Origin of the sequence: uncultured Dysosmobacter sp., assembly GCF_947631165.1 — a bacterium.
Lineage (GTDB): Bacteria > Bacillota > Clostridia > Oscillospirales > Oscillospiraceae > Oscillibacter.
The window spans coordinates 1-20,961 of the sequence record NZ_CANRKH010000013.1 but is presented as its reverse complement, the minus strand read 5'-3'; the positions used below and the strand labels follow the sequence as shown (position 1 = coordinate 20,961).

The 20,961-nt window shown below is 59.2% G+C and carries 23 protein-coding genes; 12 read left to right on the top strand and 11 right to left on the bottom strand.

Annotation, left to right across the window (positions count from 1 at the left end; all coding sequences use genetic code 11):
• Positions 1 to 5 precede the first annotated feature (5 nt).
• The 5 genes from Q0Z69_RS08105 to spoIID all read right to left on the bottom strand — a co-directional run bounded on the left by Q0Z69_RS08105 (position 6) and on the right by spoIID (position 5,097).
• Entirely contained in the window at positions 6 to 1,463 is a 1,458-nt protein-coding gene (locus Q0Z69_RS08105) for a cell wall metabolism sensor histidine kinase WalK (protein ID WP_298031888.1), read from the bottom strand.
• Entirely contained in the window at positions 1,460 to 2,167 is a 708-nt protein-coding gene (locus Q0Z69_RS08100) for a response regulator transcription factor (protein ID WP_298031886.1), read from the bottom strand. The genes Q0Z69_RS08105 and Q0Z69_RS08100 overlap by 4 nt, the downstream gene beginning before the upstream one ends.
• Before the next feature lie 160 nt (positions 2,168 to 2,327).
• A complete protein-coding gene (locus Q0Z69_RS08095) occupies positions 2,328 to 3,443 on the bottom strand; it encodes a hypothetical protein (RefSeq protein ID WP_298031883.1) in 1,116 nt (371 codons plus the stop codon).
• A 46-nt stretch (positions 3,444 to 3,489) separates the two neighbouring features.
• Entirely contained in the window at positions 3,490 to 3,789 is a 300-nt protein-coding gene (locus Q0Z69_RS08090) for a hypothetical protein (protein WP_298031881.1), read from the bottom strand.
• Between the two features lie 297 nt (positions 3,790 to 4,086).
• Complete coding sequence (spoIID, locus tag Q0Z69_RS08085) at positions 4,087 to 5,097, bottom strand: stage II sporulation protein D (protein WP_298031878.1); 1,011 nt, start codon at positions 5,095 to 5,097, stop codon at positions 4,087 to 4,089.
• Between the two features lie 282 nt (positions 5,098 to 5,379).
• Between spoIID and Q0Z69_RS16870 the strand changes: the two genes are divergently transcribed.
• Entirely contained in the window at positions 5,380 to 5,481 is a 102-nt protein-coding gene (locus Q0Z69_RS16870) for a DUF6194 family protein (protein WP_367272268.1), read from the top strand.
• Between the two features lie 194 nt (positions 5,482 to 5,675).
• Complete coding sequence (locus tag Q0Z69_RS08080) at positions 5,676 to 6,551, top strand: hypothetical protein (protein ID WP_298031875.1); 876 nt, start codon at positions 5,676 to 5,678, stop codon at positions 6,549 to 6,551.
• 360 nt (positions 6,552 to 6,911) lie between these two features.
• Here Q0Z69_RS08080 and Q0Z69_RS08075 read toward each other — a convergent pair whose 3' ends face one another.
• Entirely contained in the window at positions 6,912 to 7,376 is a 465-nt protein-coding gene (locus tag Q0Z69_RS08075) for a nucleoside deaminase (RefSeq protein ID WP_298031873.1), read from the bottom strand.
• Positions 7,377 to 7,453: 77 nt separating this feature from the next.
• On the opposite strand from Q0Z69_RS08075, the gene Q0Z69_RS08070 reads away from it, so the two are divergent.
• Both Q0Z69_RS08070 and Q0Z69_RS08065 read left to right on the top strand, forming a co-directional pair.
• Positions 7,454 to 7,777, top strand: coding sequence for a DUF2508 family protein (locus Q0Z69_RS08070; protein WP_298031869.1), 324 nt, complete (start codon positions 7,454 to 7,456; stop codon positions 7,775 to 7,777).
• Positions 7,768 to 8,031 (top strand): pro-sigmaK processing inhibitor BofA family protein, encoded by a 264-nt coding sequence (locus Q0Z69_RS08065; protein ID WP_298031866.1) that lies wholly within the window; start codon positions 7,768 to 7,770, stop codon positions 8,029 to 8,031. Before Q0Z69_RS08070 ends, Q0Z69_RS08065 begins: the two co-directional genes overlap by 10 nt.
• 9 nt (positions 8,032 to 8,040) lie before the next feature.
• Here Q0Z69_RS08065 and Q0Z69_RS08060 read toward each other — a convergent pair whose 3' ends face one another.
• Positions 8,041 to 8,613, bottom strand: coding sequence for a hypothetical protein (locus Q0Z69_RS08060; protein ID WP_298031863.1), 573 nt, complete (start codon positions 8,611 to 8,613; stop codon positions 8,041 to 8,043).
• A 206-nt stretch (positions 8,614 to 8,819) separates the two neighbouring features.
• Between Q0Z69_RS08060 and rplM the strand changes: the two genes are divergently transcribed.
• Together rplM and rpsI are read left to right on the top strand one after the other, a co-directional pair.
• The gene (gene rplM / locus Q0Z69_RS08055) at positions 8,820 to 9,251 is read left to right on the top strand and encodes a 50S ribosomal protein L13 (protein ID WP_298031860.1); all 432 of its coding nucleotides are present in this window, start codon (positions 8,820 to 8,822) and stop codon (positions 9,249 to 9,251) included.
• 14 nt (positions 9,252 to 9,265) lie between these two features.
• On the top strand, positions 9,266 to 9,670 hold the full coding sequence (gene rpsI, locus Q0Z69_RS08050; RefSeq protein ID WP_298031857.1) for a 30S ribosomal protein S9: 405 nt from the start codon (positions 9,266 to 9,268) through the stop codon (positions 9,668 to 9,670).
• A 177-nt stretch (positions 9,671 to 9,847) separates the two neighbouring features.
• Here the strand turns inward: rpsI and Q0Z69_RS08045 are convergent, their stop codons facing one another.
• Entirely contained in the window at positions 9,848 to 10,540 is a 693-nt protein-coding gene (locus tag Q0Z69_RS08045; RefSeq protein ID WP_298031854.1) for a hypothetical protein, read from the bottom strand.
• A 306-nt stretch (positions 10,541 to 10,846) separates the two neighbouring features.
• Here Q0Z69_RS08045 and Q0Z69_RS08040 point away from each other — a divergent pair, with 306 nt between their 5' ends.
• From Q0Z69_RS08040 to Q0Z69_RS08025, 4 genes are all read left to right on the top strand, one after another.
• Positions 10,847 to 11,071: a hypothetical protein gene (locus Q0Z69_RS08040; protein WP_298031850.1), complete on the top strand. Its 225-nt coding sequence runs from the start codon at positions 10,847 to 10,849 to the stop codon at positions 11,069 to 11,071.
• A gap of 303 nt (positions 11,072 to 11,374) precedes the next feature.
• A complete protein-coding gene (locus Q0Z69_RS08035; RefSeq protein WP_298031848.1) occupies positions 11,375 to 12,343 on the top strand; it encodes a D-2-hydroxyacid dehydrogenase in 969 nt (322 codons plus the stop codon).
• Positions 12,344 to 12,361: 18 nt separating this feature from the next.
• Entirely contained in the window at positions 12,362 to 13,489 is a 1,128-nt protein-coding gene (locus Q0Z69_RS08030; RefSeq protein WP_298031845.1) for a glycerate kinase, read from the top strand.
• Between the two features lie 177 nt (positions 13,490 to 13,666).
• Entirely contained in the window at positions 13,667 to 15,508 is a 1,842-nt protein-coding gene (locus tag Q0Z69_RS08025) for a bifunctional UDP-sugar hydrolase/5'-nucleotidase (RefSeq protein ID WP_298031842.1), read from the top strand.
• A gap of 50 nt (positions 15,509 to 15,558) precedes the next feature.
• Here Q0Z69_RS08025 and Q0Z69_RS08020 read toward each other — a convergent pair whose 3' ends face one another.
• The gene (locus Q0Z69_RS08020) at positions 15,559 to 17,229 is read right to left on the bottom strand and encodes a peptide ABC transporter substrate-binding protein (protein WP_298031838.1); all 1,671 of its coding nucleotides are present in this window, start codon (positions 17,227 to 17,229) and stop codon (positions 15,559 to 15,561) included.
• A 262-nt stretch (positions 17,230 to 17,491) separates the two neighbouring features.
• Positions 17,492 to 18,646 (bottom strand): DEAD/DEAH box helicase, encoded by a 1,155-nt coding sequence (locus Q0Z69_RS08015; protein WP_298031836.1) that lies wholly within the window; start codon positions 18,644 to 18,646, stop codon positions 17,492 to 17,494.
• Positions 18,647 to 19,233: 587 nt separating this feature from the next.
• On the opposite strand from Q0Z69_RS08015, the gene Q0Z69_RS08010 reads away from it, so the two are divergent.
• Together Q0Z69_RS08010 and Q0Z69_RS08005 are read left to right on the top strand one after the other, a co-directional pair.
• Positions 19,234 to 19,449, top strand: coding sequence for a helix-turn-helix domain-containing protein (locus Q0Z69_RS08010; protein ID WP_367272266.1), 216 nt, complete (start codon positions 19,234 to 19,236; stop codon positions 19,447 to 19,449).
• Positions 19,450 to 19,954: 505 nt separating this feature from the next.
• Entirely contained in the window at positions 19,955 to 20,347 is a 393-nt protein-coding gene (locus Q0Z69_RS08005) for a hypothetical protein (protein WP_298031834.1), read from the top strand.
• A 92-nt stretch (positions 20,348 to 20,439) separates the two neighbouring features.
• Here Q0Z69_RS08005 and Q0Z69_RS08000 read toward each other — a convergent pair.
• Positions 20,440 to 20,961: glycogen/starch/alpha-glucan phosphorylase (locus Q0Z69_RS08000; RefSeq protein ID WP_298031831.1), on the bottom strand; the 522-nt coding region annotated here is incomplete at its 5' end.

Genomic DNA, 20,961 nt, shown 5'->3' with positions numbered 1-20,961 from the left:
CATCCTCATTCCATGGCCAGAGAGAAGGAGAAGGTCGTCACTCCGTCCTCGCTGGTCACACATATTTTTTCCTTGTGCTGCTCCAAAATAGTCTTGACAATATAAAGCCCCAGGCCCACGCCGTCCTTATCCTCACTGCGGGACTTGTCGCTCTTGTGGAACCGCTCAAACAGCAGGGGCAGCTCCTCCGCCGGGATGGTGTCCCCCAGGTTCCGCACCGTGACCCGCACCTTACTGTCAAGCGGGGTCACGCCCAAGTACAGGGTCGTCCCCGTCCGGGCAAACTTGGTGGCGTTTTCCAGCAGATTGTAGATGACCTGGGTTATCATGTCGTTGTCCCCCAGCACCAGCATCGGCTCCTCGGGGATGTCCGCGTCCACATCCAGGCTGCGGTCATTGATCTTTTTCTCCATAGAGATCAAGACCCGGCGCACGCTCTCGCAGATATCAAAGTGGCTGCCGTTCCGCAGAGGATCCATGGCCTGCAGCTGGCTGACGTCCAGCATCCGCCGGACCATCCGGCTGAGCCGGCGGCTCTCGTTGGAGATGATCTGCAGATACTGCCGCTCGTTCTCCGGCGGGATGGTGCCATCCAGAATGCCGTCGGTATAGCCGGCGATGGTGGTCATGGGAGTTTTCAGCTCATGGGAGATGTTGGCGATGAACTCCCGCCGCTGGCGCTCCGTCTGCTGCAGGGTCTCCGCCATGTTGTTGAAGGAAGCCGCCAGCTCGCCCATCTCGTCGTTCCGGCCATAGTCGTTCATGCGGATATCAAAGTCCCCCTCGGCATACCGCCGGGTCGCCTGCACCATCTCCCGGATGGGCTTCACCTGCCGCATGGCGGTGACGGAGGAGGCCATGAAGGCGATCATCAGCGACACCATGGCCGTCATGAAGAACAAGCCCACGAAGCCCCGCCACATGGTGTCCAGCGAGGCCATGGAGGACACGGCGATCACCTCGCCCACCACCTCCTGGCTGTCTGGATTCACAGCTGGTACGCCCACCACGAACCGCTTGCCGTCATACAAGCCGTTCAGGTCGGACCGGCGGGCGGACTCGCCCCGCTCCATAATCTCGGCGGTCATATCCTCCGGCATGGTCAGCACCATGCCCTCCAGGTCCGGGTCGGTGGAGAGCAGCACATGGCCCTCTGTGTCGCAGATCATGAAGTGGACGTCCGACACCGCTGCGGCGAAGGTGGCCAGCTGCTGAAAGCTCTGGTCGCTGCGCAGCTCCTCGATGGAGAGGTAGCGGCCGGTCTCCAGATAGTTGACGGACAGCTGGCTCATGACCCTGGCCCGGCCCACGATCTCGTCGCTCCGGTGGGACCTGGCGTAATTGAAGCTCAGGGCAAAAAAGGACGCTCCCAACAAGCTCAGCGTCAGCAGTACGGTGCCTGCGGTGACGAACAGCTGCCGCCAGTACAGGCCCTGAAACTGTTTTTGAAACTGCTCTTTCATCCCCGCGCCTTCTCAGCCTGGGCGCCCACCGTCTCAAATTTATAGCCCACGCCCCAAACCGTTTTCAGCGCCCACTGGTCGGAGACGTTCTCCACCTTCTCCCGCAGGCGCTTGATATGCACATCCACCGTGCGGCTGTCGCCGAAGTAGTCGAAGCCCCACACCTCGTCCAGCAGCTGGTTGCGGGTATAGACCCGGTTGGGGGTCGCCGCCAGATGGTACAGCAGCTCCAGCTCCTTAGGAGGCGTATCCACTTTTTTACCGTCCACCGTCAGCTCGTAGGAGTCCAGATTGATGATCAGCTTGTCAAAGGTCAGGCACTTGCTGGTGTCGTTGGGGATCTCCGTCCGCCGCAGCACGGCGTTGATGCGGGCGATCAGCTCCTTCATCTCAAAGGGCTTCACGATGTAGTCGTCAGCGCCCATCTCCAGGCCCTGGATGCGGTCAAAGACCTCGCTCTTGGCGGTCAGCATGATGATAGGCACCTTGCTGGTCTCCCGGATCTTGGCGCAGACGGCCCAGCCGTCCATCACCGGCAGCATGATATCCAGCAGGATCAGGTCCGGGATCTGCTTCTGAAATTCCTCGATGGCCCGTCCGCCGTCACCGGCGATGCGGACATCAAAGCCCTCCTTCACCAGGTACATGTGGATCAGATCGGAGATGTTGTGATCGTCCTCCACCACCAAAATATTGCGGCCCATAGTGTTCCCTCCCGGTTTTCATTCTGTCCGCGGCCCGCCGGGAACAGTCCTCCCCAGCAGCCGGCGGTCTTTTCCTTGGAATGGTCTCATTATACCCGTCTGGACGGCGGGATGTTGAATTTTCTGTAAATACTGGCCAAATCTCCCCTGTTTTCAATCCTCAGGCGGTCTCCGTCAGGGCCAGGCACCGGCCGTCGGCGTTCCCCGCCGCCAGCAGAAAAGCCCGCAGGCCGGCTGCGCCGGCCGTGTCCCCCAACCACACTGTCACATCCCCCTGATAGGCGGAGACGCGCTTCAGCAGGCTGGAGGCATTGGAATTGCTGTTCAGTCCCTGCTCCGTCCGGTCCAGATCCGGCGTCACGCAGCAGTAGCCTTCGTCCCGGACCTCCTGCATCATCTGCTCTGTGCCGTTTTTCAGCAGCACCAACCGGGTCTTGCCGCAGGTGGCCCTGGCCAGCGCCTGGTTCCCCGCTTCCAGCTGCTCCAGCACTGTCCGCTCCGGATCGCTGCCGTCGGCCAGCAGGCCCACCGACTGGCCGGTGACCATCATGCGGCGCAGCAGGTCTCCCCGCTCCGTCAGAAAATCCCCATCGCAGAAGAAGGCGGCCTGTGCCTGATACTGGTCCAGCGCGTCCAGCAGTGCGGCGGCTGTATCGCCCGCCTCCAGGCACAGGTAGATGCTGCGGCCCTCGATCTCCACGCCTGTACCACCGCTGGGCGGCTCCTCAGCGGCGTTCTGCGGCTCCTTGCTCTTCAGGTAGGTATTGTAGCAGTCCTCCATGCTCATGGAGGCCGCGTTGGCAAATTCCCGGTCCGACAGGCCGAAGCCGGACCTGCGGAGCCACACCAGATAGCCGTGGCTCACCTCGGTAACAGAGTATTGCAGGTCAAAAAACTTGGCCACCACCGCCGCCGGGACATATACCACGCCGCCTCTGGTCACGCCGCCGGGATAGCTGATGTTCCCTTCATTGTCCTGGACATAGCTTTTCGCCGGGTCAAAAATCAGAGAGTGGTCACCCGCGCTGTACAGAATGGCCGTCTTGCGGGAGGCCACATAGGAGATGCCCAGAGCCTTCCGGGCCACGTTGGTGAACATGGTGCTGGGGATGTACAGATATCCGCCGTACCAGAAGGGCATGGTGCTGTCCGACAAAGGCAGTACGTATTCCTGGGCGGCCACAAAATACACGTTTCCGGCCGCCTGGGCGGACGGCTCCGCCAGCTGGAACAGCAGTAGGGCGCACAGCGCCAGCGCCGCGGCTCTCTTTTTCATTCCGTCCCCTCCCGTCTGATAAGGTTGGCATCAACGTGAACCGGCTTCAAAGGAAGATCCCTGTCTGCGTGACTCTCCGCCAAAACAGGACCTTTTTCAATCCGAAGGTCACCGTGTCCTCATACCGCAGGCGATAGTTGGGCAGCAGGACCTCTCCCAGCTCCGTGGAGAAAGCGTGGAAGTTCCGGCGGGCCTTGAACAGCTCCGCCTGCTTGTCGCTGGTGAAGTGGACATGCAGCTCCACGATCTCAAAATCGCCGTCGCTCTTGGCCACCTCCACAACGATGGTCCGCCTGCCTGTCTCCTGCATATAGCGCCGCAGCTCTTCCGTATAAGCGAATCGCATCCTGTCTGTTTCCCTTTCCTCTGTTCCCGGACAGTTTGTCCGGGCGGAGTCGCGCCCCGTACCTCTATTGTATCGTCAATGAACTTGAAAAATCGCCTGTGATTTTTCAAGTGGGCTGCACCCGCCATGTGCGGTGCACACGGTGATTAACTATGGAATCTAAATAAAGACCGCGTACCGCAGCTGGTCACAGCGCCTGCGCTGTGACCTTTGAAAAATGATTTTTCCACTTTTCAAGTTATTTGATTATACCACAGCTCCGCCCATTTAGAAAGTGCTTTTTTCAGGCAGGCCGCCTCAGCCCCTGTACGGCTCCACGGTGACGCCGGTGTAGTAATGGGTCAGGATCTCCCGGTAATCCGCTCCCGCCGCCGCCATGGCATTGGCGCCGTACTGGCTCATGCCGACCCCGTGGCCGTAGCCGGTGACAAAAAAGATCAGCCTTCCATCCTGCACCTCCCACTCAAAGCAGGCGGACCGCAGCCCCAGGATGGTCCGCAGCTCTGTTCCCTTCACCGTCACGCCTCCCACGGACAGCGTGTCCACACTGCCGGCGGTGTCCGTCACAGCGTTCTTCAGCCAGCTGTCCATACTGCCGGACAGGTCCGCCTCCGGCCGGGCCGCCAGGAATTTCGCTTTGAAGTCCTCCGCTGTGAATTCCACACGGCTGTAATAGTTGGGGATGGCGTCCTGGGCCTCCGGCGACTCCACCGCCTGCAAATAGGGCAGATCGTTGACCCACACCTGGCCCGCCGGCCGGGTCAGCCCCGCCGAGGAGGAGTGGAACACCGCCAGGATGGGTACGCCGCCGTACAGCGCCATCTGCCCGTCAGTCTCCTTCACAGCGGTCTCGACCTTCTCTTCATACGCGTCGGCGTCCCCGCCCCAGTTCTCTCTGGCCTGCTCCTCGCCGATATAGGCCTGACAGCAGGTGTGGTCCGTGCAGATGTCGGCGGCGTCCCCATGGTTGCCGCCGGACTGCATCTTATACAGGGTATAGGTCCTTGCCGCCACGGCCTGCGCCTTCAGCGCTTCCAGCTCAAAGGACGCAGGCATCTCCGCCCGGACGACCCCCACCAGATACGTCCCCAGGTCCATCTCCTCCACCTGATCGCCGTTCAGCACCTTCAACACTCTCTGGCCGTCCAACTGGCCGCTGACAAACGGCTCCGTCTCGTCCACTGGTGTCTCCCGCTGAAACAGCGCCGTGCGGAAGGGCGCGATCACCGCCAGAGGCAGCAGGAACAGCGCCGCCATCAACACCGCCGACACGGCCACGCTCCGGCGGACTTGCTTGGAATGCTTCATGGTCTCCTCCTCTTTGGTCCTGTGGATCTGGGACAGCCTATCCTATGCGCCGCGTTCATAGAACATGAGACGCTTTTCCGCTCCTCGCCGCCCTTTCGGCAAATTTCGACGGTCCGGTTCCATGATACCATGCGGGAGCCACCCAGGGCAAGAGCTTCCACAGCCCATCCCCGGCACCTACCCTGTTTATGCGCCCTACGGCGGAACGTCACAAGCTCCCTTTTACCTTAAGTTTCGCTGGAATGAAGCTTTGGCAATTCTGCCCATCCTGTCTATGCGTGGATGGGTTGGATTTGCACATTAGATCCGTCTAAAGAGCGTTTTGAAGCATTAAAACCACTAATACAGGCGGCATATGCGTATGCAAAAGAAAAATACTCATAGCGGAATATATGATCGGAAAGGAAATTTTCTCTGCCGTTATTCTACCGAACAATTTGTGAAACAGCCACGGAGCAGCATCAAAGGTAACAGGAACGCCGCGAGACCGGCATGGACAAGTTGGCGGTCCTGTGATATAATGCGTTGTCATCAATCCTGCCATGACAGAAAAATCCGCTCCGAAAGGATCTGCTCCCATGAAAAAGCAATGGATACTCCCCCTGACTGCTCTGCTGGGCGGCGCGGCCGCCTTTGTACTGCGGCTGTTCCACAAACACACCGGCTTTGAGGCAGACACCGGCCTTCCTATCCCCGGCAATATGGCCGGGCTGGCCCTGGCGGTCCTGCTGGCGGCGCTGGCGATCCTGGTGATCCTGCTGGTCCGGCGACTCCCCAAGGAACAGGAGCCTGGTCCCGCCTTTCCCGCGGACTTTTTCACCGGCAGCGCCGGGCTTTTGACCCTGCCGGTGACAGGCGTGTTCCTGATGGCCCTATCGGGCCTGGCGGACCTGCTGGAGGGGCTCAGCGGGCAAAATCTGCTGCTGGCCCTGCAGACCGCCGCCAATGGTAACGCCGCCCCAGATGCGGCGCTCTATGCGTCCTCCGCCTTTTCAGCCAAAACGCAGCTTCTGCTGGGAGCTTTGGGCCTGCTGGCCGCCGCCGGGCTGTTCCTCGGCCTGACGGCCTGCCGCCGGAAGGCCGATGCCGCGCCCAAGCGTTTTCAAGGCGATCTGCTGCTCATGGCCCCAGTGGCGCTGGTGGTGCGGCTGGTGCTGACCTACCGTGTGGACTCCGTGGACCCGGCCCTGTCGTCCTACTACGTCGAGCTGCTGGCGCTGGTTTTCCTGACCCTGGGCTTTTACCGGCTGTCCTCCTTCGCCTTCAAGGCGGGGCGGACCCGCCGCTTCGCCCTGTATGCCGCACTGGCGGCGATCCTGTCCATCGCCGCTCTGGGAGACGGCCGCTGCCTCTCCTCCATCCTGCTGTACGCCGGCGGAACGCTGGCCCTGCTGGGCCTCCTGCTGCTGCGGCTGGAAGCCGCTCCCCCGGCGGAGGAAACGCCACGCGGTTAACATCCGCTTTTATATTCTTCGACGAGGCAGTCACCTTTCCGATGGCCGCCTCTGCCGCAATAGGGAACAGGGCCAACCTTTCGGTTGGCCCTGTTCCCTATTGTTTGGAAGATTGGATGAAAAGAAGTTTTGTCTCTTGCAAGTATTAAGATACCGGAGAGATATTAAGCAAACCAGCATCAATTGTTACAAAAGTCTTAAATCTTTCGATTTTTTTATTTCAACCCAGTTTTTCCAAAAACACCTGGAATTCCTTTGCTGTCAATGCCTTCCGAATTTCTCCCATCCGGCGGCGATGTTATTATGTCACCTTTCAGCGTTCGTGAAGTTCCGCCCCCATGCGTACTGCCCCGCAGAGCTTCAGTCCTCCCGGCTCCGCCGCAGACCAGCGAAAAATTCCGCCAGCACCGCTCTGCATGGCTCCGCCAGAACGCCGCCCACCAGGGCGGGCCGGTTGGGGAAGTTTTCCAAGAACAGATTGGTCACGCCGCCGCAGGCGCCGCAGGCAGTGTCACGGGCGCCGTACCACACACGCTTGATCCGGGCGTTCAAAATGGCTCCGGCGCACATGGGGCACGGCTCCAGCGTCACATACAGCTCGCAGTCGTCCAGCCGCCAGGTCCCCAGGGTCTTATTGGCCTGGGCGATGGCCTCCATCTCCGCGTGGGAGGCGGTGGCCTGCTTCTCCTCCCGCCGGTTGCGGCCCCGGCCCACGATCTCGCCGTTCCGCACCACGACGCAGCCCACGGGAACCTCCCCCGCCGCTGCGGCCTCCCGGGCCAGTGCCAAGGCCTGTTCCATAAAAAATTCCTGCCGCGTTTCCATGATCTTCCCTCCCCATTGCATGAAACCTGGCATATTTGTCCAAACTCCCCATATACGTATAGACAGGAGGGACATGTATGATGTTTTCCAAAAAATCCAAACCCGACCCCGAGCTGCTGGCCCTAAAGGAGGAATTGCAGACCGCCCAGGCAGACCTGGCTCTGGCCTACCGCCAGTTTGATCAGGCTCTGGACCCGGAACTGGTGGAATCCTGCATCTATCAGATCAGCGCTGTGAAAGCCCGCTGCAACTATCTGATCCGCTCCATCAAGGAGCACAACCCGGAGACTGTCCCGGACCGCTTTCCCGCCGCCGGCAGGCCGGCAGACGCTATTGGGGACGTTCCGGCCAGCAGCCTGTCCAGCCGTGGGGGCAGTGAGGGGGGCGCCGCATGGACCTGAGCCAGAAGATCCTGGCTGCTCTGCTGGCGGGCTTTTTCCTCATTGCCCTGCTGCGGGTGTTCAGCGCGCCGCTGCGGCTGGCCCTGCGGCTGCTGGGCAACACCCTGCTGGGCTTTCTGGCTCTGTGGGCCGTGAACCTGACGGCAGGCTTCACCGGCATCTCCCTGGGGCTGAATCCGCTGAACGCTCTGGTCATTGGCGTCCTGGGCCTGCCGGGATTCGTGCTGCTCCTGCTGACCCAGTGGGTGCTGTAGGGCTACATATCACAGCTCGTTCCCTTCAGCGTCACGGAAGGAGCTGGTGGTGCGAAAGCTCCCGGCGGGGGCCTCAAATTCCAGGACCGTCAGGGAGGGCACTTCTCCCGGCCTGGCCGTCTGCTCCGGCTGGCTGCCGACCCGGACCCGGAGCTCCTCCAGCTTCGCCGATTCGCTCCAGACCACATAGTACATCTTCTTGTCGCCGTACAGCCGCCGGTCTGATCCCCATGGCTGCACCTGCTCCGACCAGATGCCGCGGCGGCCGTACATGGGCAAGCCCTTCAGCAGCTGTCCGTACTGCTCATAATTCCCCGCATCATTCCTCCGGAACCGGATGACGTAACGGTCATCCGGTCTTTTTTTCTCCAGACGGTACACAGCGATGCGGTCCTCGCCCCGGTCCTCCACCGCCAGCAGCTCCACATGGTCCCCCAGCTTCCGGCCCATCTCCTGGACGATGTACCGCTTGATGGACGCCTCGTCGTTGCCGTAGACTGTGGGCTTCCAGCTGGCCGCGCAGAGCATCACCACAAAGGCCAAAAGCAGAAATCCCCACCGCTGCATCGCTGTCTTTCCCATTGCTTCCTCCTCATGTTTCAAAATAGAAAGTTAGATTTCAAGAGATATCAAGAGATATTGAGAGATATCAAAAGCTTTTCCCGTTCTAAATCAATTTGATATTGACAGGATTTGTTTCCCGTGGTATAAATAAATCTGCTCCGATTTTACCCCGGAGCGCTTGATTTGTAAAGCAAAAGCAAAATTTATCATATGGAGGAAACACCATGTCCACTTTTATGGCAAACAAGGCCAACATTGAGCGCAAGTGGTACATCCTGGACGCCGCCGGCAAGCCCCTGGGCAAAACCGCCGTCCGGGCCGCCGACCTGCTGCGCGGCAAGGGCAAAGTCACCTTTACCCCCAACGCCGACTGCGGTGACCACGTCATCATCATCAACGCCGGCAAGGCCGTTCTGACCGGCAACAAGGGCACCCAGAAGATCTACCGCCGCCACTCCGGCTGGGTGGGCGGCCTGAAGGAGACCCCCTACCGCATCCTGATGCAGGAGAAGCCCGATGTGGCCATGCGCGTGGCCATCAAGGGTATGATGCCCAAGAACAACCTGGCCAAGGATTCTCTGAAGCGCCTGCACATCTACGCTGACGCCAACTACGAGCAGCAGGCCCAGAAGCCCGTCGCTCTGGACGTCGAATAAGGAGGAGTAAGAGAATGTATCAGTCTAAGAAGCCTTATCTGTATGGCACCGGCCGCCGGAAGTCCTCCGTGGCCCGCGTCCATCTGTTCCCCAACGGCACTGGCTCCATCACCATCAACGGCCGCGATATCGACGAGTACTTCGGCCTGGACACCCTGAAGATGGTGGTCCGTCAGCCCCTGGAAGCCACCGGCAACACTGGCAAGATGGATATCGTTGCCACTGTCTCCGGCGGCGGCGTGTCCGGCCAGGCCGGCGCTCTGCGCCACGGCATTGCCCGCGCCCTGCTGCTGGCCAGCGAGGATAACCGTCCCATCCTGAAGCAGGCCGGTTTCCTGACCCGCGATCCCCGTATGAAGGAGCGCAAGAAGTACGGCCTCAAAGCCGCCCGTCGTGCTCCCCAGTTCAGCAAGCGCTGATTTCTCCCTGTGCCTTATCAAGAACGCCGCCCAATGGGCGGCGTTCTTTTTGCGTCTTTGACAAGCTGCTTCCATAAGCCCTCATGCGCGGTCAGACAGTCCTTTGCACCATTTTCTCTGGCAGCGATGCTGCCTTGGGCCGTTTCCCAAACAGTCCGCAGCAGTTCGCTCTCCCTTTTATCTTTGGTGTTGCCGGTGCTGCGTATACTGCCCCTGATCCCATAATTTTTCTATTTTTTCAATTTCTGAAAAATCAGTATCAGAAGTGTATCCATAATAACGTTCTGTGTCAGGGATCAGCCCAAAAGAACTTGCAAAGAACGAAATCACATTCTCCGCCTCTATTCCTATATAATCAGATCCCTCCGTGTCCCAAACATAAACCCGCCCACTGCTTCCAAGATACAATTCATACCCCCAGGCCCCACATGAACGGTAATTGGGGTCCTCCCAGCCATTGATTTGCTGCCCGGATGATGAAAATCCATTATAGTTCATCCGATATCCGATCGGCAGAATGTCATCATCAAATTTACTGCTTAAACATTCTACGCCTATCAGCCAATCTTTTAATTGTAAATCACCTTTCTCAGAAAACCGAAAACGCAGAGTCCCTCCATATTCATCTGCCGGTATCTTTTTCTTCTTCATAGGAAACGTTGAGCCATAGAACCGCTCATAAAATATCTTGATATTTTCCGGGATCGTGAATCTGTTATTGCTGATCGCTGATATCATGTGCTCAGCTTCTTCCCTACGCGCTCCGTCCCATCCCCAATGCCATAATATAAACTTAACCCTTGATTCTATATCACACGGAAAATCAAATCCTCTGATACAAAGCCCCCGGCTTCTCATGAAGTCCATCATAATACTGAATTTCCATAGAGATCGCAGAAATCAGCTCTGAGCTAAGTGGCTGCCAATTCATTTCAACGCCTCCTTTTCGCCCGATGTTTTGACTCCTTATTTTTATCTTATCATGTCACTGCTCTTATCACAAGGTTACCTGGTGAAATCGACGGAGTTTCACACCGGCAACACTTCCGGTAAAAAAGAGAGCTCGTTTCTGTTCTTCCTTTTGGATGCTCCGTATGGTATACTTGTTAAATACGACAGATAAGCAAGCCGGTTTTTCACTCCCAGCAAATATTGGTCAGGAGGCACAGAATCAACATGTTCGAGTTTATTGTCATCGTTCTTTTCATTTGGCTCTCCGTCAAGGCCATTGGCTTGGCCCTCAAGCTGACTTGGTGCGCCGCGAAGATCCTCGCATCTCTCTTGTTTGTGATCGCGCTGCCAATGCTGATCGGCTGTATCCTATTTGCCAGCGGCGTCATCCTTCTGCTTCCTGTCCTATTGATCGCGGCGGCCGTCGGTATCCTCAAGTCCTGCGTTTGAACTGCCTCGTATATATGCTGCTTACAGAGCATCTCCATTCAGGCAGACGCATTATGTCCGAGAGTTTTCCCAGCGGTTTTTATGATCCCCGATTAAAATATTGCTCCTATGCTCCAGCTGGATGAAATAGCCGCATCGGCTTTCAGCCATTGAGCCGCAGGAGGGCCTGCCGCCGTGCTGAACATTTCCCATAATGTGCCGATCAAAATATATCTGACGATCTTCAGTTGTGTTTATTGAGAAATCTGTTAGAATGGATCTGAGATCAAAAAATCATATTTGTGCAGAAAAGGAGTAACTGCTATGAAAATCGTTGTGTTGGATGGCTACACGGAAAATCCCGGCGATCTGAGCTGGAGCGGTTTTGAGGAACTGGGCCAGCTGACGGTGTATGACCGCACCAGCCTGACCGACGAGGCGGAGATCATCAGCCGGATCGGCGGCGCGGAGATCGTTTATACCAACAAGACCCCTATCTCCAAAAATGTTTTAGACGCCTGCCCCAGCATCAAATTCATCGGCGTGCTGGCTACCGGCTATGATGAGATCGACGTGGCCCATGCGAAGGAGAAAGGCATCCCCGTGTCCAATGTGCCTGTATACGGGACCCGCTCCGTCAGCCAGTTCGCCATCGCGCTGCTGCTGGAGGTGTGTCACCGCATTGGTCATCACAGCGATACCGTGCATGCCGGTAAGTGGGAGCACAACGCCGACTGGTGCTATTGGGATTATCCTCTGATCGAGCTGGCAGGCAAAACCTACGGCCTGTTGGGCTGCGGCAATATCGGTATCCACACCGCCGAGGTGGCGAAGGCTCTGGGAATGCGCGTCATTGCTTACGACGCGCGGCAGACCAAGGAAGCCAAGGCTCTGGGCGTGGAGTATGTGTCTCTGGACGAGCTGTTTGCCCAGTCTGACGTCCTGGGTCTGCAAATGCCGCTGCTCCCCTTCAATACCGGCATCATCAATCGGGAGAATATCGCCAAGATGAAGGACGGCGTCATCATCGTCAACAACAGCCGCGGTCAAATGGTGGTAGAGCAGGATCTGGCGGACGCCCTGAACAGCGGCAAGGTGGCCGCCGCCGCGCTGGACGTGGTATCCACGGAGCCTATCCGCGGCGACAATCCCCTGCTGAAAGCCAAAAACTGCATCATCACGCCCCATATGTCCTGGGGCGCTAAGGAGAGCCGCCAGCGCATCATGGACACCTCCGTGGAGAACCTGAAGGCTTTTCTGGCCGGTGCTCCTGTGAATGTGGTAAACAAGTAAGTATGGAGAAGTGTGTTTATGAAGAAGTGTATTGTTATTTCCGACTCTTTTAAGGGCACGCTGTCCAGCCTGGAGATCTGCGGCATTGCCAGGGAGACGGTGGCGGAGGTCTTTCCGGACTGTCAGGTGGTGCCTGTGCCTGTGGCGGACGGCGGCGAGGGTACGGTAGCCTGCTTTGTGGAGGCCATCGGCGCGGAGCCGGTGACAGCGGATGTCACCGGTCCCTACGGCGAGCCAGTGCAGGCGGTCTATGCCCGAAAGGGCAACCTCGCCGTCATTGAAATGGCGGCGGCCGCCGGCCTGCCTATGGTGGGCCAGCGAAAGGACCCTGAAAGCACCACCACGTATGGTGTGGGCCTGCTGATCCGCCATGCGGTGGAAAGCGGCTGCCAGGAGATCCTGCTGGGCTTGGGCGGCAGCGCCACCAATGACGGCGGCTGCGGTGCGGCCGCCGCCCTGGGTGTACGCTTTCTGGATGATGACGGTCGGGAATTCGTCCCTGTGGGCAAAACGCTGGGCCGTGTAGCCCACATCGATGTAACGGCAGCAAAGGCCCTGCTGGCGGGGACAAATGTGACGGCCATGTGCGATGTGGAAAATCCGCTGTGCGGTCCCTCCGGCGCATCATCTGTTTTCGGGCCGCAGAAGGGTGCCGATCCGGAAATGGTAAAGCGGCTGGATCAGGGGCTTGCCTCTCTGGCCGCAGTGATCCGCCGGGACCTGGGCTTGGATCTGGCCGGCTGTCCCGGGGCTGGCGCCGCTGGCGGTATGGGCGCCGGCTGTATGGCGTTTTTCAGCGGCACACTGAAAAGCGGCATCGAGGCTGTGCTGGATATCGTGGGCTTTGACAGTCTGCTGGAGGAAGCGGACCTGGTGATCACGGGTGAGGGGCGCATCGACTCCCAAAGCGTTCATGGCAAGGTCATTTCCGGCATCGCCCGGCGCACCTCCCCGCGGAACGTGCCTCTGGTGGCCATTGTGGGCTGCATCGACCCCAGCGCGGAGGCGGCCTATGACCTGGGCGTTACTGCGATGTTCAACATCGACCGGGAGGTGCAGACCTTTGAACAGCTGGCCCCCAACAGCGCCGTCAATTACCGGCGCACGCTGCGGGATGTACTCCGTCTGATCCGCCCCTGGGCATAAATGATCGAAAGGGCGGATCAGCGATCCAGTTTAATCCTCCACACCGCCATACATTCAGCAGATAGAGAGCTGTCATAGACGGCTCTCTATCTGTATTCGTTCCTTGCAAATCGTTCGGCTTTTGATATAATCGTTTTATCTGGGCAAATTATTCAAGCAAAGTGAGGAGAACAAGGGATGACATCCTGCAAACGACTCTGCGCGGGGGCGCTGTGCGCCCTGCTGCTGGTGCTGGTGGGTACGCCTGCCGCCGCGGCGGTGGGAGAAGCGCCGCCGCTGACGATCCTCTTTACTCATGACACCCACGACCACTTCTATCCCGACGCCGCCGGGAAAGGCGGATACAGCCGCCTTTCGGCGCTGCTGGATGAGCAGCGGGCGGAAGCGGCATCAGCGGGCCGGGCCGTGGTGACGGTAGACGGCGGCGACTTCTCCATGGGATCGCTGTTTCAGACCATCTACGCCTCCAGTGCCCCGGAGCTGCGCGCCCTGGGAGCCATGGGCTATGACGTGACGACCCTGGGCAACCACGAATTCGACTACCGCCAGCGTGGCCTGGCGGAAATGCTGCGGACGGCCAGGGCCTGCGGCGATCCCCTGCCCGCCCTGGTCCAGGCCAATTACACCACGCCTCTGGACGCCGAAGCGGGCCAGGACCTGATCCAGGCCATGGCGGACTACCCGGTGACCGACTATGTGGTGCTGGAGCGCCAGGGCCTGCGGATCGCCGTATTCGGCCTGCTGGGTTTGGACGCTCACGACTGCGCCCCCATGTCCGGCATGGCCTATCAGCCCATTGAAGCGGCCGCCCGGCGGGTAGTGGCGGAGATCGAGGCCCGTGAACAGGCAGACTATATCATCTGTCTGTCCCACAGCGGCACCGAGGACGGGAAGGGTGAGGACTACGCTCTGGCAAAGGCGGTGGATGGCATCGACGTCATCATCTCCGGCCACACCCACTCCACCACGCTGGAGCCGATCCAGGTCAACGATACCCTGATCGTCTCCTGCGGAGAGTATACGCAGAACCTGGGAGTCCTGACCGTCAGCCAGACGGACGGCATCGTGGCTCTGGCAGACTACCGGTTGCTGCCCATTGACAGATCCAGCCCCTCAGACCCTGAGCTGGAAGCCCTGACGGAGGCTTTCCAGGCAGAGGTGGACGGGAGCTATCTCGCAGCCTACGGATTGGCCTATGACCAAGTGCTCTGCCAGGCGTCCAGCGATTTCACCACGCCGGAGACCGGGGAGCTGATCGGCGACGCCTACACCGCCGCCATCCGGCGACTGGAGGGTCCCGACGCGCCGCCAGTGGACTTTGCGGTGGCCCCCGCCGGGGTCATTCGAGACGTGCTGCGGCAGGGCGGCGTCACCACGGCCAACGCCTTTGACATTCTCTCCCTTGGCTCCGGTGCCGACGGAACGCCGGGCTATCCCCTGGTGTCGGTGTATCTCACCGGCAGTGATTTGAAAAACGCCTTTGAGGTGGACGCCTCCATCTCAGGTCTGATGCCGGCGGCCGCCCTGTACGGCGCGGGCATGACCTGGACCTGGAATCCTCACCGGATGTTCCTGGACCGGGTCACTGGCTGCGCTCAGCTGCTGCCGGACGGCGGCACGGCGGAGATCCAGCCGGACCGGCTCTACCGGGTCGTGGCGGACCTGTACAGCGGACAGATGCTGGGCGCGGTGGAAAGTCAGAGCATGGGCCTGCTGAGCGTAACGCCCCGGGATGAGGCCGGCGCGCCAGTAACAGATCTGGAGGACTGTATCGTGAAGGACGATGGCGGCGGGGAGGTAAAAGCCTGGTACGCCCTGGCCTCTTATTTGGAGGAGCAGGAGACCGTGTCCCCCGGTGGGAGCCGGAAAGTCATGGCAGCCAGCTGGAGCCCGCTGGCGCTGCTGGCCTCCCCAGGCCCTTCGACCCTGGCGGTACTGGGCGCGCTGCTCCTTTTGCTGGTCCTGGCCGTGCTGCTCACAGTTCTGATCCGGCGCAGAAAACGGCAAAAGCGCCGGTAAGCCGAACAAAAGGCCAGACCCTTTTCAGGGTCTGGCCTTCCTGCTGTTTTTCAAGTGGCCCTAGTCATGACTCCGGCAAAGCTGAACCATCCCCGGGGATCCCGGCAGGCGCCGGTGAGCGTGTCCCGCAGTTCCCAGGCGGTGCCTCGGGTATACAGCGGACATAGGGCATAGTCCATCAGCAGCAGCTCCTCCGCATCGTGGAGACAGCCCATGCGGGCAGTGCCGTCGGCAGCGCTGGCAATGATCGCCATCAGGGTATCGTAAGCGGTATTCGCATAGGCAGCCACATTGTCCTGACTGCCGGAGGTCCAGTCCATCAGGAAGCACTCTGCGTCGTTGCCGGCCGCGTCCAGATCGACCCCTGCCAGGGTATACGCTCCAGTCCGCAGGGCTTTCCACAGCTCCCGCAGCGTAACGCCCACTGGAGTCACCCGTGTCCCCAGCGTATCACGCCACTGCTGGCACAGGGTCTGGGCCACCAGGCCGTTGGTCCCCTCGTCCACATAAAGGTATTCCAGCTCGCCCAGGTCGGCGCCGCTGCCATAGCCCGCTTCCTCCAGCAGGGCTTTGGCCTGGTCGCAGCGCAGCTGATAGGTCTCCGGGTCGTTGTCCAGCAGTGCGCCGCCCACTGTGCGGAAATCACCCTCCTCATTCTCCGGCACGCCGGGAGGCACCAATCCCTCCGCCGCCTGGGTAGTGATGCCCGCCGCCTGGGCCAGCGCGTTCCTGTCCACCGCCAAACTCATGGCCTGGCGGATCATGGCATCGGAAAAAGGCTCCTGGGCGCAGTTGAACACCACGGTATAGACTCCCAGCTCCGGCAGAGCCGTCCACTCTTCCTCCGCTGACAGGGCGGCAAGCTGCTCCTCCGTCATGGTCCACACAGCGTCCACCGCCTTGCTGTCATACAGCGCCGCAGCCTCCTCCGCCGTACCGGCGAAGCGGAAAACGATCTCCCGAGGGCCATTGGAGTCGCCATGATACCGCTCGTTAGAGGCCGCCGTCAGAGACGATCCCTCCTCATAGGCCGTGGCTTGATAGGCCCCGTTGGTCACCAGGGCTGTGGGGTCCTCCCACCACGCGCCAGCCTCGGCGCCGCTCTGTTTTGCCTCCTGGGCAGCGGTCTTTAACCGCTGCACCACATCCTGCCGCAGAGGCATGGTGGCAGGCGAGGTGCACACCTCCGTCAAAAACCAGTCATAATTGCCATTCAGCACCACCACCAGGGTATCGTCGTTCTTGGCGCTGACCTGGAGCTGCTCCATGTCGCCGCTGGAACGGGCCTCGGCGTAACCGCTGACCACCGACAGCAGCTCCGCATAGGGGGAATAGCTGGCCGGGTCCGCCAGCCGCCGCCACGCGTACACAAAGTCCCCAGCCTTTACCGGCTCCCCATCCGACCATTTTGCCGCCCGGAGGCGGAAAGTAAAGGTCACGGTCCCGTCGTGGTTTTCCTCCCGGTCCACGCTTTTGGCCATTCCAGGCACCACCGCGGCGCCGCCGGAGGCATCCGCCGCCACACGCATCAGATTCTCATACAGGTGGACTAAAATGGTCTGATCGGCGGTATTTTCAGCATAGATCGGGTCCAGCGTCTCCACCGCCGGTCCCGCGCATACGGACAGGGCCACGCCCTCGCCGTCTTTCGCGCAGCCCGCCAGGGACACGCACAGCAGCATCGCCAGCAGCAGAGCCGTCAGTCGTTTCCATCGCAGCATATCAAGCCCGCTCCTTTCAGGGTTAAAAAACCGGCGCCGCCGGGATGCAGCACCGCAAATCACGTAAATGCACATTTATTATACTGAATCGCCCCCTTTTTGTAAAGGCTCCCAGACGAAAAAGTGACAAACTTCCCCAATGCACGCCCTATCCGCGAGGATCGTTCCGCCCACGTGGGACCTTGGCCGCGTCGGATACTATGGGACCACGCAGACGGAAAAGCACGCGGACCAGATCTGGTCTGCGTGCTCACACTTTGATTCAAGCCGGGGTCAGCTTCCCATCGTCGCCAAATTTCACCGGGACGATCTCATTCCGGGTCTTTTGGGCAATGTCATCTATGCGGATCTTCGAGGGGAAATCCGCCACAAAGCTCACCGCCACACCCTGCCGCTTGGCCCGGCCAGTGCGGCCGATGCGGTGGATGTAATCCTGATTCTCGTCAGGGATATCACAGTTGAATACGATATCCACGTCATCCACGTCGATGCCCCGGGCCGCCACATCCGTGGAGACGAATACCCGCAGCCTGCCCTGCCGGAACTTGTCCATCACCTGCTCCCGCTTCTTCTGGGGAATGTCGCCGTGGATACACTCCGCGTCGATGCCCCGCATCTGGAGGAATTTCGTGATGCGCTCCGTGGTGCCCTTGGTGTTGCAGAAGGCCATGCAGCGGTCAAAGCCGGTTTCGTTCAGGATCTTCTCGATGGCGTCGGCCTTGCCATCATAGCTGACATCCATGCGAAACTGCTTGATGTCCGGCTTGTTCTGCTCATCCTCCCGAACGGTGATCTCCTCCGCGTCCCGCTGGTAGACCCAGGCGATGTCCATCACCTCCCGGGAGATGGTGGCGGAAAACAGGCCCAGGTTCTTCCGCTTATTCATCCGGTCCAGCAGCCGGGTCACGTCATGGATGAAGCCCATGTCCAGCATCCGGTCCGCCTCGTCCAGCACCACGGTCTGAGCAGTGTCCACCCGGACGGTGCGCCGCTTCATGTGGTCGCTGAGGCGGCCGGGGGTCGCCACCACGATCTGTGGATGCTTTTTCAGCGTTTCGATCTGCCGCCCGATAGGAGCGCCGCCGTACAGGCATACGCTGCGCACGCCGGGTTTGTAGGCCGCCAAGGCCCGCAGCTCCTCGGTGATCTGGATAGCCAGCTCTCGGGTCGGTGCCAGGATCACCGCCTGGACACTCTCGTCCTGAGGATCGACGTGCTCCACGATGGGGATGCCGTAGGCAAAGGTCTTGCCGGTGCCGGTGGGGGCTTTTGCGATCACATCCTGCCACGCCATCATGGGAGGGATGCAGCCTGCCTGCACAGGCGTGGACACCTGTATCCCCCGCTCCGCGACGGCCCGCATGATCTCCGGAGACAGCTCCAGGCTGTCGAACCGGACGCCTTCTGTATATTCCATAGCTTGTTTCCTCTTCTGTCGTAATATCGCCAGCCGGCGTCCTCCCCGCCGGGGATCCGCCAGCTTACATTTTTTTCATTATACCCGGAAATCGTTCACTTGTAAAGCACCGCCAGTCACCCCTCTTAAAAATTATAAGCACGGCAGCCGGCGGCCATTGAAAACACTCCAGCCGTCTCTAGCCTGTTTTCCGGACTTGTATAAAGTTGGAAAATGTGGTACAATTTTTATAGATGAATGCGGACCCTCATATGCGCACAGTATACATCTGTGCGGCTGCGTATCAGAGAAACCACGAGAGCGTTTTATGTGCCAAATCATTACCTCAGCACATCGATAAAGGAAATGTCAAAAATAATGATCGGCCCGTAGCCCCAGCCAAATCTTTTCAGGATATTTTCCAGCCGGAGTGTTCACTCAGAAGTTTTAGAATTTAGTAAATTTTTGGTTAATTTGTCCATTTTTTCACGATTTTTGTAAAATTTCTGTATATTTGTAGTAAAATTGTTTATTGTGTCAACATTGGATTTCCAAATTTATGCTAAATTATTTCTGCGGAAACCACTTGAAGCGTGGAGGTGTCAAATATGGGTGAAATGGAGTATGTACGCATTTTGCGTGATCTACGAGAGGACGCGGACAAAACCCAGACCCAGATCGCTGAGGTGCTGGGCACATCCCAAACCATGTATGCCAGGTATGAACGCGGTGCCAATGAATTGCCCATCCATCATCTGATAACCCTCAGCAAGTATTATAGTGTCACTACGGACTATTTGCTGGGTCTCAGCAAAGAACGGTAAACACGGACAGGAATCATTCCTGTCCGTGTTTTTTTACCAGTCCTGGCTGGACAAAAAGGCCCATTCCATGGCAGGCTCCGGGCGCTTATTCCACGTCCTGCGCCGTCATAACAGCGGATTCCATGCTGTTTTCCGTGGTGGTGACCGTTACGATCTCCTCGCCGCCATCCTCGCCATCCTCTTTGACGAAAACAGTTCCCATATCTATGCCTGCTACATTCACATCGGTCACCACGAAAGCAATGCCGTCCAGGAGGCCGCGGCCCTCATGGGGCCAATCCGGCCACCATCCAGACCTGGCTCATGCGGGCCAGGGGACAGCTGAAAACAAATTTGAAGGAGGCGGAGAGCCTATGATCGACAAAAATTTATATTGTGAGACCTTTTCCCAGCTGCATGCCTCCGAGGAAGCCAAAAAGGAGGTCTTTCAAAACATGCAAGAGAAGAATACCCAGCGGAAAATGCCCAAGTTCCTGCAGACGTCGGCCATCGCGGCGGCCATGGTGTGCATCCCCTGGCCGTCAGTGCCGGGGCGGCTGATCTGGCCGCCGGCGGCGCGTTTTTCCGAAGCCTGCGGCAGGTGTGGACCGACGGTTATGAGACCCGCTATGAGGCCGTGGACGGGGACGGCGTCCAGTATGAGCTCTCCACTCGGAAAGGAGCCGTCCTGACGGAGGAAGATGGCCGGTTGATGCTCCACGCCGCCGGCGAAGATATCGACATCACCGACGAGCTGGCGGAAACAGGTGCCTATCACTATGAAAAGGCCCTGAAGCACCACATTGTAGCGGTGGATGTTGCCGGGACGCCAGAGGAGTGGACCCTGACGGAGACAGTGACAGATGAGGACGGCGATACCTATACCTCCGCCTACACCAGCGATGATACCTTTCTATAGAAAATATCCATTGGAGCGGAAAAATATCTCACAAAATTCTGATTTTTGCCAAAAAGGTTCCCAGCTGAACGCCGGGAACCTTTTTGAACAATTCACTTATGGGGCACATGCCAGATATTGTCGGCATACTCCGCCACGGCCCGGTCGGCGGCAAAGATGCCGCTGCGGGCAATGTTGTGGAGGCTCATGCGGTTCCACTTCTCCGCATCGGCATAGGTGGCCGCCATCCGCTTCTCCGCGTCGCAGTAGGCCTGGAAATCCGCCAGCAACAGATACTCGTCGGCGGGGCTGCCGCCGGCACCGTACAGCAGGCGCTGGTACAGGTCGTCGTAGCTGACGCCGTCCCGGAAGCCGCGGCGCAGTGCGTCCAGACAGCGGCGCAGCGTCTCGTTGCGGTTATACAGCCGCTGAGGCACATAGCCCTCCCGTTTCAGCTGGGTCACCTCGTCGGCGTGGAGACCGAACAGGAACATATTCTCGTCGCCCAGCACGCCGTGCATCTCCACGTTGGCACCGTCCAGGGTTCCAATCGTCAGAGCGCCGTTCATCATGAACTTCATGTTGCCGGTGCCGCTGGCCTCCTTGCCGGCGGTGGAGATCTGCTGGCTGACCTC